10 protein-coding genes are annotated in these 14402 nt (G+C 39.9%); 7 read left to right on the top strand and 3 right to left on the bottom strand.

All coding sequences use genetic code 11. The features are described from left to right. Nucleotides 1–19 precede the first annotated feature (19 nt). The 7 genes from ACINWC141_RS13730 to ACINWC141_RS13700 all read left to right on the top strand — a co-directional run bounded on the left by ACINWC141_RS13730 (nucleotide 20) and on the right by ACINWC141_RS13700 (nucleotide 10178). Nucleotides 20–973: a PDR/VanB family oxidoreductase gene (locus tag ACINWC141_RS13730; protein WP_009392118.1), complete on the top strand. Its 954-nt coding sequence runs from the start codon at nucleotides 20–22 to the stop codon at nucleotides 971–973. 45 nt (nucleotides 974–1018) lie between these two features. Beyond that, a complete protein-coding gene (locus ACINWC141_RS13725) occupies nucleotides 1019–1975 on the top strand; it encodes a p-hydroxyphenylacetate 3-hydroxylase reductase component (protein WP_009392121.1) in 957 nt (318 codons plus the stop codon). A 198-nt stretch (nucleotides 1976–2173) separates the two neighbouring features. Then, a complete protein-coding gene (feaR, locus tag ACINWC141_RS13720; RefSeq protein ID WP_004708584.1) occupies nucleotides 2174–3088 on the top strand; it encodes a transcriptional regulator FeaR in 915 nt (304 codons plus the stop codon). A gap of 208 nt (nucleotides 3089–3296) precedes the next feature. Further along, nucleotides 3297–5612, top strand: coding sequence for a primary-amine oxidase (gene tynA, locus ACINWC141_RS13715; RefSeq protein ID WP_081400158.1), 2316 nt, complete (start codon nucleotides 3297–3299; stop codon nucleotides 5610–5612). 143 nt (nucleotides 5613–5755) lie between these two features. Next, nucleotides 5756–6973: a hypothetical protein gene (locus ACINWC141_RS13710; protein ID WP_081400160.1), complete on the top strand. Its 1218-nt coding sequence runs from the start codon at nucleotides 5756–5758 to the stop codon at nucleotides 6971–6973. Nucleotides 6974–7039: 66 nt separating this feature from the next. Continuing rightward, complete coding sequence (locus ACINWC141_RS13705; RefSeq protein ID WP_009392113.1) at nucleotides 7040–8647, top strand: GMC family oxidoreductase; 1608 nt, start codon at nucleotides 7040–7042, stop codon at nucleotides 8645–8647. 43 nt (nucleotides 8648–8690) lie between these two features. Then, nucleotides 8691–10178 carry an NAD-dependent phenylacetaldehyde dehydrogenase gene (locus tag ACINWC141_RS13700; RefSeq protein WP_009392078.1) on the top strand — a complete coding sequence of 496 codons (1488 nt, stop codon included), beginning with the start codon at nucleotides 8691–8693 and terminating at the stop codon, nucleotides 10176–10178. Nucleotides 10179–10248: 70 nt separating this feature from the next. On the opposite strand, the gene ACINWC141_RS13695 is transcribed toward ACINWC141_RS13700, so the two are convergent. From ACINWC141_RS13695 to ACINWC141_RS13685, 3 genes are all read right to left on the bottom strand, one after another. Then, nucleotides 10249–12711 carry a penicillin acylase family protein gene (locus ACINWC141_RS13695; protein ID WP_009392083.1) on the bottom strand — a complete coding sequence of 821 codons (2463 nt, stop codon included), beginning with the start codon at nucleotides 12709–12711 and terminating at the stop codon, nucleotides 10249–10251. Nucleotides 12712–12972: 261 nt separating this feature from the next. Continuing rightward, nucleotides 12973–13752, bottom strand: a complete 780-nt coding sequence (gene pcaD / locus ACINWC141_RS13690; RefSeq protein ID WP_009392115.1) for a 3-oxoadipate enol-lactonase — start codon at nucleotides 13750–13752, stop codon at nucleotides 12973–12975. Nucleotides 13753–13762: 10 nt separating this feature from the next. After that, nucleotides 13763–14402, bottom strand: a 640-nt coding sequence (locus tag ACINWC141_RS13685; RefSeq protein ID WP_009392079.1) for an acetyl-CoA C-acyltransferase, incomplete at its 5' end; no start/stop codon positions are given.

Below are 14402 nucleotides of genomic sequence, written 5' to 3'. Positions count from 1 at the left end.
ATGAAAAGGGAGTTGAATCATGACTACACTTTATGATGTTGTCGTTAAAAATCGCCATGTGGAAGGTGGAAATATTGCAGTCATGGAATTTGAATCTGCAACTTCTGCAACATTGCCAAAAGTTGAAGCGGGTGCACATATTGATGTGCACTTACCGAATGGTATGGTGCGCCAATATTCACTTTGCCAAAATCCAAATGATGAAGGTAAGTTCCGCCTTGGAATTTTACGTGACCCTGAATCACGTGGTGGCTCAGTCTCGGCTTTTGATGAAATTAAAGATGGCATGCAAATTCAGGTCAGTGAACCAAAAAACTTATTTCCACTTTTAAAAGCCAAACACAGTGTATTGATTGGCGGTGGAATTGGAATTACGCCGTTAATCACGATGGCTTATCAACTTGCACATGAAGGCGAATCATTTGAGCTTCACTACTGCGGCGCTAGCCCAGAAAACTGTGCTTTTGTTGATGAAATTAAAAATGGTGAGTTAGCAAAATACACAACCTTCCATTTTAAATCAGAAGGTGCAAGCCACCGAGCATTTTTTGAATCTGCCATTAAAGATATTGACCTTGAAAGCCATATTTACACCTGTGGTCCAGTCGGTTTTATGGACTGGGTGATTAACCTTACCACGACTCACAATTTTCCTGAGCAGCAAATCCACAAAGAATATTTCCAAGTCGAAACTGACACCTCGGGAGATTCATTTGAGGTGGTGGCTGAGCGTAGTGGAAAAATCATTATGGTTGAAGCAGGTGAAACCATTTTGCAGGCATTGGCTAAAGAAGGCATCGACATTGAAATGTCTTGCGAGCAAGGCGTATGCGGAACCTGCATGTGCGATGTAATTGAAGGCGAACCTGACCATCGAGATGTTTATTTTACTGATGAAGAAAAAGCCAGCAATGAACAAATATTGGTGTGCTGTTCGCGCTCTAAAACACCGAGATTAGTTTTAGATATCTAATGCTCTCGCGATTTATATGGATGTAAGAGAAGGTTTAGGAGAAAGATGATGAATGTATTACAACAAATAGATGAGTTTACGGTCGATCCACTACAGTTCCGACGAGCATTAGGAAATTTTGCAACAGGCGTTACCATTGTTACTGCACAAAATGCACAAGGTGAGAAAGTCGGTGTAACTGCAAATAGTTTTAACTCGGTATCACTCGATCCACCACTTATTTTGTGGAGTATCGATAAAAAATCTTCAAGTTTTTCGGTATTTGAAGAGGCGACACATTTTGCAGTCAATATTTTATCGGGTACGCAAATTGAGCTGTCTAATAAGTTTTCGAGACGCAATATTGATAAATTTGCAGACACCAATTTTCAACTTGGTGCAGGACGTGCACCCATTTTAGAAAATTGTTCTGCGGTGTTTGAATGCGAACGTTATCAAGTGATCGAAGGTGGTGACCACTGGATTATTGTTGGCAAAGTGGTCCGTTTTCATGACCAAGGCCGAAGCCCGCTGGTTTACCATCAAGGTGCATATTCTTGTGTCATGCCGCATCCGAGCCTTCAAGTTAAGCAAACTGAACAGAACGGTGTAGACCAAACACATTATGGGCACTTATATAACAATGTCTGCTATTTAATGAGTCGTGCTTTTAAAGCGTATCAAACCGACTATATTCCTAAGCAAATGGCTTCTGGGTTCCGTGCCAGTGAATCACGGCTCTTGCTCGTTTTAGCCAGCGGTACTGCTTCAAGTAAAGAGGATTTACCGCGAGATATTGCTATGCCAATGCAAGAAGTTGAAAGGTCGGCTGAAATTCTAAAATTTGAAGGGTTGCTGGTCGATCACGATAATTTGTATGCACTGACCGAAAAGGGTAAACAAACGGCGCAGTATTTGTTTGATATTGCCGATAGCCATCAAAACGAAGTATTTAAAAAGTATTCTGAGGAGCAAAAGGATATTTTTATTACCATGCTGCGAGATTTTGCAGGAGTAGCATAAGTCCCATTAAGCTGATAAATTGAATTGATTTATCAGCTTCTTTACATCTAGCTGACTATCATCAAAACAATTCCAAGGATAAGGAATTTTTGGCACACAATTTGTTTATCAATAAAACAAGATTGCAAATAAGCCAAGACAGTGCACCACCACAAACGCAAAATTTTGAGCGGTGGCACGTGTATAGAGAGGTAAGGGATGAACCAATATGTAAGCGATGCATTACTCACATGGACGCACCATATTAAAAGTGTGTGCGGCAATTTTGAAACCGATTTTGACGGAACCCGTAATTTATTCATTGGTGAAGTTCAGTGCTTTTTATTGGGTGATACCGAAATTGCTTTTATTAAAAACAATGCCAATAAGATTGTCCGGAAAGCCGATGAAATCGATCGAGTGAATAATCGTTTTTGTTTTTTGATTTTGCAGTATTCGGGGAAAATGCTGCTCGAATATAAAAATGAAACCTTAAGCCTAAATGAAGGCGATATTGTGTTGGTCGACCCAGTCGAAACGATTTCGATGTATCCGCAAGGTTTGGTAAGTCAGATTTCAGTCCATCTGTCGCGTGAAAAATTACTGAAAGAAAATATTAGTACCGAATATTTTGGAAAACTGATTACTCAAAATATGAGTGGTTTTTTGCTCAAGAATATTTTGAAAAATATGTCTGCTGAAAACATCAAACTTTGGTATGCAACCGAAGATGGCAATGCTTTTGAAGATGCGTTAATTGCTTTAATCAAACCCACAATCAATTATAAAAATATAAACAGCTCAAATAATCTGATGGAAAAAGCCGAGCGATATATTATAGAAAACTTAGCAAAACCTGATTTAACACCTAAATTAATTGCAGAGCATATAGGGGTGTCGCTACGTCATCTCTACCGTTTATTCCTTCAAGAAAATTTATCTATTAACAAATATATACAGCTCAAACGCCTAGAAAAAGTCAAAGCAGATTTGCTTGATAAAAGAAATAAACAAAGCTCAATTACCCAAGTTGCCTTGAAATGGGGTTTTTGGGACGGTGCTCATTTTTCAAAAATCTTTAAAAAGACTTATGGTATTTCTCCTAAAGAATTTAGAGAGGGTATGTCGGTTTAAATCTTTCATCTCTCAATGTCATTTTTAGACAAATTCGACGTCATTCTTGAACAAGCTAGCCCTATGTAACTGTGTTGAAATTAAATTCATTAGAGCAGGTTAGATAAGCTTAATAACGATAAAACTATTAAGTTAGTCTAATGAATTTCACTCACAGGAAGTGCATTTTAACTGTCTGATTCAGATAGTTCAGGGATAGATGAAAAGGATGAAACCAATGCGTAAACAACGATTATTGAATGACATACAAAAAATACTGGCACTTAACTTATCAATCGCTGCAAGCTTTTGGGGAATCAATACTCAAGCGTTTGCTCATGGTGGACATGCCGAAATGGTCTCACTTTATCAAAACATGAGTGAGCAAGGCGCTAAAGTTGTCAAAGATGATTTTACCAATACTTATATGATCAGCAAAGGTTCTATGGTGGTTCGAGCTAAACCCAATTCAGATCAGGTTTTGGTGAATGGCAAACCTTTCAAGCTCAGTGTGCCTTTATTAATTAAAGATGGTAAGCCTGTTATTGGAAAAGATTTTTTTAATGAAGTCTTCCAGTCGGGGTTAGATCAAACTTTCAAAATTGAAAATACGTTTCACCCGCTCAATAGCCTAAACTCTGACGAAATTAAAAAGACATTTGATGTGATTAATCGCTCGAAATACGCCTATAAAAATATGCGTTTTGCCGAGTTAAAGTTAAAAGAACCGGAAAAAGCCAAAGTCTGGGATTACTTTATTAATCACAAAGAATTTAAAGAAGATCGAATTGCCTCATTTATTTTATTAAAGGGGAGTCAAGCGATTGAAGGTGAAGTTAACCTTAACACTCAACAAGTCACAAAATGGAATGTACTGAAAGACACTCATGGAATGGTATTGCTCGATAATTTTGAAGCTGTACAGCGTGTAATTGAGACAAGTAAAGAATATCAGGAAGCTTTACGGAAACGCGGCATTACCGATGTGAAGAAAGTGATTGCTACACCACTAACTGTTGGATATTTTGGCGGTAAAGATGGTCTGGACAAACAACTCAATATATTAAAAGTTGTTGCTTACCTTGATGTCGGTGATGGTAACTACTGGGCGCATCCTATTGAAAATTTAGTTGCTGTAGTCGATTTAGATAAAGAAAAAATTATTAAGATTGAAGAAGGTGCGATCATTCCTGTGCCAATGGCAAATCGACCTTATATGTCGAATAAGCCAGTAGCAAGTAAGCTAAAACCACTCAATATTTCTGAACCTGAGGGCAAAAACTTTAGCATTACTGGCCAAACCATACATTGGGGGAACTGGTGTTTGCATGTGGCCTTAGATTCTCGTGTTGGCTTGCAGCTTTCAACCGTGACTTATAAAGATAAAGGCGTTAAGCGTAAAGTCATGTATGAAGGGAACTTGGGTGGAATGGTGGTTCCATATGGCGACCCTGATATTGGTTGGTACTTCAAATCTTATTTGGACTCTGGCGAATATGGGATGGGAACACTTACCTCATCTATTCTTCCTGGAACAGATGCACCCGACAACGCTGTTTTACTTGATGCTGTGATCGCAGACTATAAAGGCGAGCCTCAAGTAATTCCAAATGCCATTGCTGTGTTTGAGCGTTATGCTGGACCTGAATATAAACATCACGAAATTTTTGGTAACCAAGATGCCAGTGAAGCCCGCCGTGAACTTGTTGTGCGCTGGATTAGTACGGTTGGAAACTACGATTACATGTTTGACTGGGTATTTGCTCAAAATGGTGTAATTGGGATTAATGCGGGTGCAACAGGTATTGAAGCTGTTAAAGGCGTTAAATCACGCACTATGCATGATAGTACCGCAAAAGAAGACACCAAATATGGAACTTTAATTGACCATAATATTGTCGGTACAACGCATCAACATATCTATAACTTTCGCTTAGACATGGATGTAGATGGGGAAAACAACAGCTTTATGCATATGGACCCTGTGGTGAAAGCCAATGACAAAGGTGGTGTTCGTACAAGCTCAATGCAAATTGACAGTAAAGTCATTACGAATGAGCAAAATGCAGCTGAAAAATTTGATCCGTCTACTATTCGCTTACTCACGAATTTCAACAAGGAAAATAAATTAGGTAATCCGGTTTCTTATCAACTCATTCCTTTTGCAGGTGGAACACACCCTGTGGCGAAAGGAGCCAATTTCTCTAAAGATGAATGGTTATTTAAACGTTTGAACTTTATGGATAAGCAAATTTGGGTGACTCAGTACAATCCAGACGAACGTTACCCTGAAGGGAAATATTCAAACCGTTCGACTCATGACACAGGATTAGGACAATTCATTGCCAACAATGAAAATATTGAAAATAAAGACCTTGTGGTGTGGATGACAACAGGAACAACCCATGTGGCACGTGCTGAAGAATGGCCAATCATGCCGACAGAGTGGGTGAATACACTCATCAAACCTTGGAACTTCTTTGACAGCACCCCGACTTTAAACTTGGGTGAAGAAGAGCAAAACACAAAGCACGACCATCATTAAACAGGTGCATGATCTAGAGTGGGTAACGAATCGGTTACCCACACCTGAGCGTGGGTAAGCCGTTCGCAAAAAGGAATTTCTCAATGAAAAATTTATTTTCTCAGGTTGTGAGAGGGACTCTCTTTGTCTCATTTTTTTCAACTGTGCATGCTGGTGAAATTGAAATTAAACCGACTTTTGAAGCAACTTTTGGGGCTTTTAGTAGCGGTAAAAGCTATAACGGTGAAAACCTAGAGGATGAAAGAATCAATTGGCAAGAAGGCCACCTTAAATATGGTGCTAAAGGTCAATACACCTTTAAAAACAATCAGCTTTATGCAAGCTTGAGCGGTATTAGCTCGGCAACATTTGGTGATGGTGATGCTGGCCAAAATAGTAATGGTAAAGAACGTAAAACAGATGTGAATGAATGGATTATTGGTTTTAAAGACGGAACCAATAAAGATGAGCTGACGACCTATGATTTAAGTATTGGTCGACAAAATATCATGATTGGTGATGGGTTCTTCATTGCGGGTGATGCATTAAACCTCGGTAAAGCGCCTGCGGACGGCACATTAGATCGGGGCGGGGCATATTATCTGGCAGCTCGTCGAAGCTTTGATTTTACAAGTTTGCTTCAATACAAACCGCAACAAGATACTACGTTAAAACTGGCGTATTTAAAGTCGAATAATAAAGCACAATTTTCACCTGAACTCTTTGTGACTGATCTGATGTATCAGCTTAAAGATAGGGGCGTTGGGTTCACTTACTTAAATGTATTAGACCTTGAAGATGCTGAACACGTTTCAGGGCGCGAAGATCTTAAAAATTATGCTTTACGCTTGAATTATCAACCTTTACCAGAGCTGCAAGTTAAAACTGAGTTTGTTGTACAAGATAAAAAAGATAGCCACGAAAATGCTGGCTACTTAGCGCTGAACTATAATTTTTTATCTTCAAAATATACGCCTTCATTAGGCTACCGTTTTAGTCATTTTTCAGACCAATACGACCCTATGTTTTATGGAAATACAGTCGGCTTTGGTACATGGTTTCAGGGCGAAGTTGCCGGAAACTATGCTGGTCCATTCAATAAAAATGCAGATATTCACCAAGTTTCTTACAGTATGAATCTAAAAGAAAATTTTATGTTGGGTGCTTTGGCCTATAAGTTCAAAACAGTAAATAAGTCTTTAACCAATGTGGATGGACATGAGCTGGATGTATTTTCGGTGTGGTCGGTCAATAAAAAATTCAACGTTATTCCTTTAGTAGGACTCTATAAACCAAAACACGATATCCATAGTGGCGGTACTCAAAACTACGATGACAAAACCAATGTCTATGCGCAGTTAATTTTGCAATACATCTATTAAATTAGAGCGAAGGAGATCGTGTTTATTGGCGGTACATTCATAGAAATAAAATTAGGATGAAATCAGATGAATCAACAATATGACTATATCGTGATTGGTGCTGGCTCAGCAGGTTGTGTGGTCGCAGCACGACTATTAGAAGCCAAGGCAGGGCGCGTTCTTGTTTTAGAGGCTGGAAGCCGAGATAGCAGTATGTTTCATACTATACCTGCAACAGTAGTTAAAGTATTCCAGCAAAAATCATGGCAATACATGACCGTTCCGCAGAAATATTGTAATCATCGTGAAATGATCCTTGCACAAGGAAAAGTGTTGGGAGGTGGAAGCTCGGTTAATGGCATGATCTATTGCCGAGGCCAACGACAGGATTATGATTTATGGGCCTCGGAATGGGGATGCAATCAGTGGTCTTATCAGGATGTACTGCCTTTTTTTAAGAAAGCAGAAAAAAATGAAAGTCTTGCTGATGAATATCACGGACAAGATGGCATTTTACCTGTCAGTGAAAACCGTTATCGCCATCCTTTAACGCTTGCTTGTATTAAAGCAGGTCAACAAATGGGGATGAATTACGTCAATGATATTAATGGTTGGGATCAGGCGGGTGTAGGGTTCTATCAAACGACTACTCAAAACGGTTCTCGGGCGAGTACCTCAAAAACCTATTTAAAGTCAGTCGAAAACCTCCCAGACCTTACGGTTATTACGGATGCCTTGGTACATAAAATTGAAACTCAAGGTGATCAGGTTACTGGGGTGACTTATAGCATTGGGGGAAAATTACCAATTACTGTACAGGTTAAAAAAGAAGTCATTCTGAGTGCTGGTGCAATTGGCAGTCCTAAGGTTTTATTACTTTCGGGAATTGGTCCAAAACAGCATTTAGATGAACTCGGAATAGAATGCATTCGTGACTTACCTGTAGGTGACAATTTTCACGACCATTTGCATATGTCGGTTAATGCGACAGTAACAACCAATAACAGTCTGCTCGGTGAAGACCAAGGTTTAACCGCGGTACGACACTTTTTACAGTGGTGTTTTACACGTTCAGGATTGCTAACCACCAATATTCTAGAAGGTGGTGGTTTTATCGACACCAATAACAATGGTCGACCTGATGTCCAATTTCATTTTTTACCTGTGCTGGATAATTTCGATAATACCCCTGGTGAAAAAGCAGTAGCTCAGGCACATGGCCTTACTATTAAAGTCGGACATGTACAGCCAAAAGCACGTGGGACTTTACGTTTAAGCAGTAAAGATCCAAAAGATTTGCCTGTTATTGACCCTAATTATTTAGGTCATCAAGAAGATATTGACGCAAATATCCGTGCCGTACAGGCCGGACTTCGCTTATTACAACAACCAGCATTGAAAGCGATTGTCAAAGAAGTGATTGAGCCTGCAAATGTCGATCCTGATGATATTGAAGCGATTGATAAATGGATGCGTCAGAACATTAAAACGGTCTATCACCCCGCAGGTAGCTGCAAAATGGGCAATGCTCCGCAAGATTCGGTCACAGATCAGACCCTTAAAGTACATGGTTTTAAAAACTTACGTGTCGTTGACTGTTCTATTTGCCCACAAGTTCCAAGCGGTAATACCAATGCAATTGCCATCATGATTGGTGAACGCGGTGCAGACTTTATTTTGAATCAGGTCGCCTAGTTGCTGTCATATCAATATTTAGAAATGAAAAGAGGAAAAGAAAATGAGTGAAGTTCAGATTTTAGAAAGCGTACAGCAATTTATGGCACGTCAACATGGACATTTTATTGATGGAAAATTAGTTGCTGCCGAGCATTTAGATAAAGTGGATATTGTGAATCCATCGACTGAACAAGTGGCCGCGCAAATTAGTATTGGTAGTCAACACGATGTCGAAAGCGCCGTGAAAAGTGCTGAACATGCTTTTCAAAATGCTTGGGCTGAAACGACGCCGTATGAACGTGGTGTTAAACTAAACAAGTTGGCAGATTTAATTGAGCAATATGGTGAAGAACTTGCACAGCTCGAGTCGTTGTCTACTGGAAAACTCATTAATATTTCCCGCCATCTTGAAGTCGCACAATCTGTTATTTTCTTAAGATATTTTGCTGGTTGGGCAACCAAAATTAATGGTCAAACCATGCAACCGTCTATTCCTTCTATGCAAGGTGAAAAATATACGGCTTTTACTTTGAGACAGCCTATTGGCGTGGTTGCAGGGATTGTGCCTTGGAATTTTTCACTCATGATTGGTGTTTGGAAAATCGGCTCAGCTTTAACAACCGGCTGTACCATTGTGCTTAAACCAAGTGAGTTTGCCAGCTTATCTTTATTACGTTTAGCTGAACTTGCCATTGAGGCAGGTATTCCAGCCGGTGTAATTAATGTGGTTACGGGTAAGGGGGAGACAGGACAATATTTAATTGAGTCACCACTCGTTAAGAAAGTCTCATTTACAGGTTCAGTTCCAACCGGCATTGCGATTGGTAAGCTCGCGATGAGCAGTGATTTAACCCGTGTAAGTCTGGAGCTGGGTGGTAAAAATGCAATAGCCGTTTTGGCCGATGCAAATATTGATGAGATTTTACCAACTTTGTTGCAAGCAACTTTTGTGCATCAAGGTCAAGTTTGCGCATCCCCAGAACGTTTTTTTGTACACCGTACAAAACATGATGAACTGGTCGAGAAACTCTCGAAAGCACTCTCTAGTTTCAAAATTGGATCGGCTATGGATGAAGGAAGTATGTTTGGTCCACTCTCTAATCAGCCTCATTTTAATAAAGTAAAACATTATTTAGATATGGCAAAAGCCAATAATCAGATTATTGCTGGAGGTGAGGCTTTAGATCGATCAGGATATTTTGTACAGCCGACTTTAATTTCCTTTAAAAATACGGATGATCGTTTATTTTCAGAAGAAACTTTTGGTCCAGTGGTCGGGATAATGCCATTCGACACTGATGAAGAACTCGTTCAACTGATGAACCAGTCGCGCTTTGGTTTAACTGCAAGTATTTGGACAAATGACTTATCGAAAGCTTTGCGTTTAATTCCTAAGATTGAAGCGGGGACCTTGTGGGTCAATACGCATACGTTCTTAGATCCATCAGTTCCATTTGGCGGGGTAAAAGCTTCAGGAATTGGCAGAGAGTTTTCAGATGCATTTATTGAAGATTACACCGAATTAAAATCGGTCATGATTCGGTATTAAGCCAATAAAGAGGTTTGTCACTTTATAAATAACAAACCTCTGCTTTTAACATAAAAATTGGGCTAAAAAGTTAATAGTTTAAAGTGATGCTTTGTTGAGTTGATTGGTCGATTTCTTTTTGACTCACCGCATCATCTTTACACTTGTAACTTTCAAATAAAGAGAGCTGATCTGCAAAGTGGACATCAGGTTTTCCATTTTGATTAATAAAACCACTTTGTCCTGGTGCCAAAATCGAACACATGGTGACTTGATTTGGATTTAAGACCACTCTAAACGTAGCACTTCCCGTATTTCCATAAGTGCTAAGCCGTTGTTCATGCGATGGGTCAGCCCATGGAATACCTACTGAATTTTTGCTAGAAAAGCCCATCGTTGCCACCGGAATTTTCCAGTCATTCGGGTCAGTAGAGTGATATTGATTTGAAAGTTCAGTCAGCGCATTTTCTAAAGCTTTTAAGACAACCTCATCTGCTGTTTGTCCTTTTAAGAAATCAACTTGTTGAGGAACGCTTGCCTGTTTTCCTTGTAGGGCATTCCAGATTAATTTTGATGCACTCGCTGGCTGGGCACTACGCGGATCATTATTTACCGGATAAAGTGTATCGGTATAACGCTTATAAATATTCTCTGAAAGGTTAGGTTTGAGTACCAGTTCAATCATTTGATTAAGCCATACACGTGTAATTGCTGGTGCTGCACCTTGATAATATTTGGTTTCACTATCAGGACGTAATTTAAGATCCCAACTGGCAAGTAACGGAGCGACTTTTTTGGCTAACGGTGATGCCTTGGGACTTTGTGCAGCTTTGACCATATAAGGTACAAAATAACGCGCATTTAAATCAGACCATGCCGCCGTTTTATTAATTTCCCAAATTTCTTGCTGACTCAGTTTGGGTTTACTTTCTAAAGGTTCAAGTAGTTCATTCACCCGGTCTACATAAGAAAAGTTTGACGAATCTGAGCGTAAACCAGCATAAGCTTTGTTATTCCAACTTGTGACATAGCCTTTTTGTGGATTGTATTCTTTAGGGTTATGAGAGAAGTCATAAAAACCTTGCCATTCCATTGAGCCATCGCCTTTAGCAGGAAGCTGAATATGCTGGTTTTCAGGGCGAATAGGTAAACGACCTAAAGCTGCAACACCAATATTATCTTTAGTATCGGCGTAAAACCAAGTGATAGAGGCCGCGACACGTTCGGCTTGAGCAAGAAATTCATCCCAATTTGAGGCTTTCGCTGCATTTGCCCAGCCTAATAAGGTTTCAATTTCTACGCCTTCCCAGCTACGTTTTTGTGCATACGCCGTATGGTTATTTTCATCCCATGTACTTACAAAACCTTGTTTGCTCTTATAAACATCTAAAACATGGTCGGCTTGATTCTTAACTTTTATTTTTACTTGCTTGTGTTCAAATGGAATATAAGTCCCTTTATATAAATATTCTTTTGAGTTACTTGGGTTTAAGGTGAGTTGGTAAACATCGTTAGTATCGAGTGAGCCTACCGTAGAACCCCATGCGATTTTGCCGTTGGTTCCAAATAAAATTGCAGGTAATCCGACTGGTGTAATACCTGTCAAATTATAGCCAGCACCATGTAAACCAATAGCGTAGGTAATTGCGGGTGTATACCATCCTTGTTGTGGGCCATTATATAAAACTGCTTGGCCTTCAATGGTCTTATCACCTTTTAAGACCCATGCATTACTGGCGGTAGGTACGCCATCTACAACACTTTTGCCTAAAGCAATGCGAGCTTCAGCTAAATAGGTTTTGGCTGCTTTGTTTGAAATAGGGCTAATGTCTTTGAGTGTTTGCTGTTGGCGCGCTATGAGCTGTAGTTTTTGTTCAGATTGAATAATGGTCGGAGCACTTGGGTCATTTAGCCAACGTAATTGTTGATAGACTTTAAGACCTTCTTCTTGACCTTTTTCTTTTTGCAGTTGCGTGAGTAAATCTAAATTTGAGACTTCCGAACTTGCCGAAAAGAAACGATTCAAAATTAAGCCCACCCAAACCATAGCAATATCTTCTGTTTGCCATGTTGATGGTTTAAAACCATAATCTGTGAACTCTTTAGGCATAAGATTTGGATCTGCTAAAACCTCTTTAACCCGTTTATTAAAACCTGCAGCATAACCTTCAAAAATTGCTCGGTCTTCCGGTGAGAGTGCGGCGAGTTGCTGTTTAATATTTTCTGGATCAAAACGGCTATGTGTCGCAATATCATATTGAAGATAATCGGGGCCGAGCACCTCAGCCACTGTACCTTGTCCTGTACGTTTTGACATTTCCATCTGGAATAATCGATCGGTCGCTACCGAATAGCCATAACCATAAAATAGACCATAGGTATCATTTGCATATACATGCGGCGTACCGAATTTATCGCGCTTAATTGTGATCTGCTTTTGTGTCGGTGTGGGGTCTAAAGTTGACGAAGAATTACAACCCGCTAAAAGTGTGCCTAAAAGTAATGTTCCATATTTAATTAAAGGGCGTGTAGGGTGAGGCCGAGAGTTCAGCATAGTTATGTTCAATTGAGATATCCTTACTTTCATTATGATGTAGACGTGATCGATCTAAAAATCTTCTTAGATTCGCGTCACTGATGAACAAGCCCTGTTCATGAATTTCAAATACTGTTATTTATCCATGTAATTTTCCATTACATTTGAGGTATATATTTATACCTTCTCGAACAAGTTATTTTAGATTTTTATTTTGAGTTAACAAAAAAGGCCTTTGTAGGCCTTTTTAGAAATGAATGAATTTTATTGAGAGCGAAATTAGTTCACTAAAAAATCTTTTAAGATTTTATTAAAAGCTTCGGGTTGCTCTACATTAGAAATATGAGAGGCATCTATTTCTGCAAGTTTTGATTGCGGAATACGTTGCTGCATAAACTCACCATCTGCAACTGTAGTTACTGGGTCTTGAGTTCCAGCAACCACCAATACAGGAATTTTGATGTCTTTTAACTGCTCACGGACATCCGCTTTAGCCAAAGCCTCGCAACAATTGGCATAACCCATTGCGCTGCCAGCACTTAAGTCGTTACACAGGTTGTTGACAATTGAAGCATGACTTTGGATAAAGGGATCTGTAAACCATCGCGAAGCTGCTGTAGCTGCGATCGGTTGTAAACCTTGCTCACGTACTAATTTTGCACGGTCAAGCCATGCTTGTTCTTGCCCAATTTTAGCGGCAGTATTTGCCACAACCACATGACTAAAACGGTCAGGGTAGTGAATCGCAAGCCATTGACCGGTTAAACCACCCATAGAAATACCACAAAAAGCAGCTTTGCTAATATTCAAATGATCCAGTAAACGGACAACATCTTCACCTAATTGTTCTACAGTGTATGGGCCGTCAGGCGTAGATGATGAACCGTGACCACGAGTGTCATAGCAGATCACAAAAAATTGATCTTTCAATTCATTAAACTGTTTTTGCCACATGCCATAATTGGTGCCCAAAGAGTTTGAAAACACCAGAGCAGGGGAAGATGGTTCGCCAAAGGTTTGATAGTTAATTTGTGCATCGGCAGATTGAAAAGATGGCATTTATTTCTCCTTAAAGTGCTTCAACACGTTCAATAATCAATGCAATTCCTTGCCCCACACCAATACACATTGAACATAAGGCATAACGTCCACCTGTTTGTTCAAGCTGGTTTAAGGCTGTGGTCACGAGGCGTGCACCTGATGCACCGAGCGGGTGACCCAATGCAATAGCACCACCGTTTGGATTTACCTTGTTGCTATCGTCTGGCAAACCTAAATCACGGGTCACGGCCAAAGCTTGTGCAGCAAAGGCTTCATTGAGTTCAATTACATCCATTTGCTCTAAAGTCAGGTTGGCTTGTTTTAGTAATTTTTTAATGGCTGGTGCCGGAGCAAAACCCATAATACGTGGTTCTACACCCACAGCTGTTGAAGCAATGATCTTGGCGCGTGGTTTTAAGTTATAAGCCTGAACTGCATCATCAGAAGCAATCAGTAGTGCCGCTGCACCATCATTAATGCCTGAAGCATTACCCGCAGTGACTGTGCCATCCGCTTTGACAACCGGTTTAAGTTTGCTTAAAGCTTCAAGCGTGGTCGATGCACGTGGATGCTCATCGGTATCAATCACAACAGCATCACCCTTACGCTGAGGGATTTCAACTGCCACAATTTCTTTAGAAAAAAAGCCTTTGGCTTGCGCGCTTGCG

The sequence above is a fragment of the Acinetobacter sp. WC-141 genome (assembly GCF_000313935.1).
Lineage (GTDB): Bacteria > Pseudomonadota > Gammaproteobacteria > Pseudomonadales > Moraxellaceae > Acinetobacter.
Note: the sequence above shows the minus strand (reverse complement) of the source record. Positions and strands in the feature narration are given on the sequence as shown.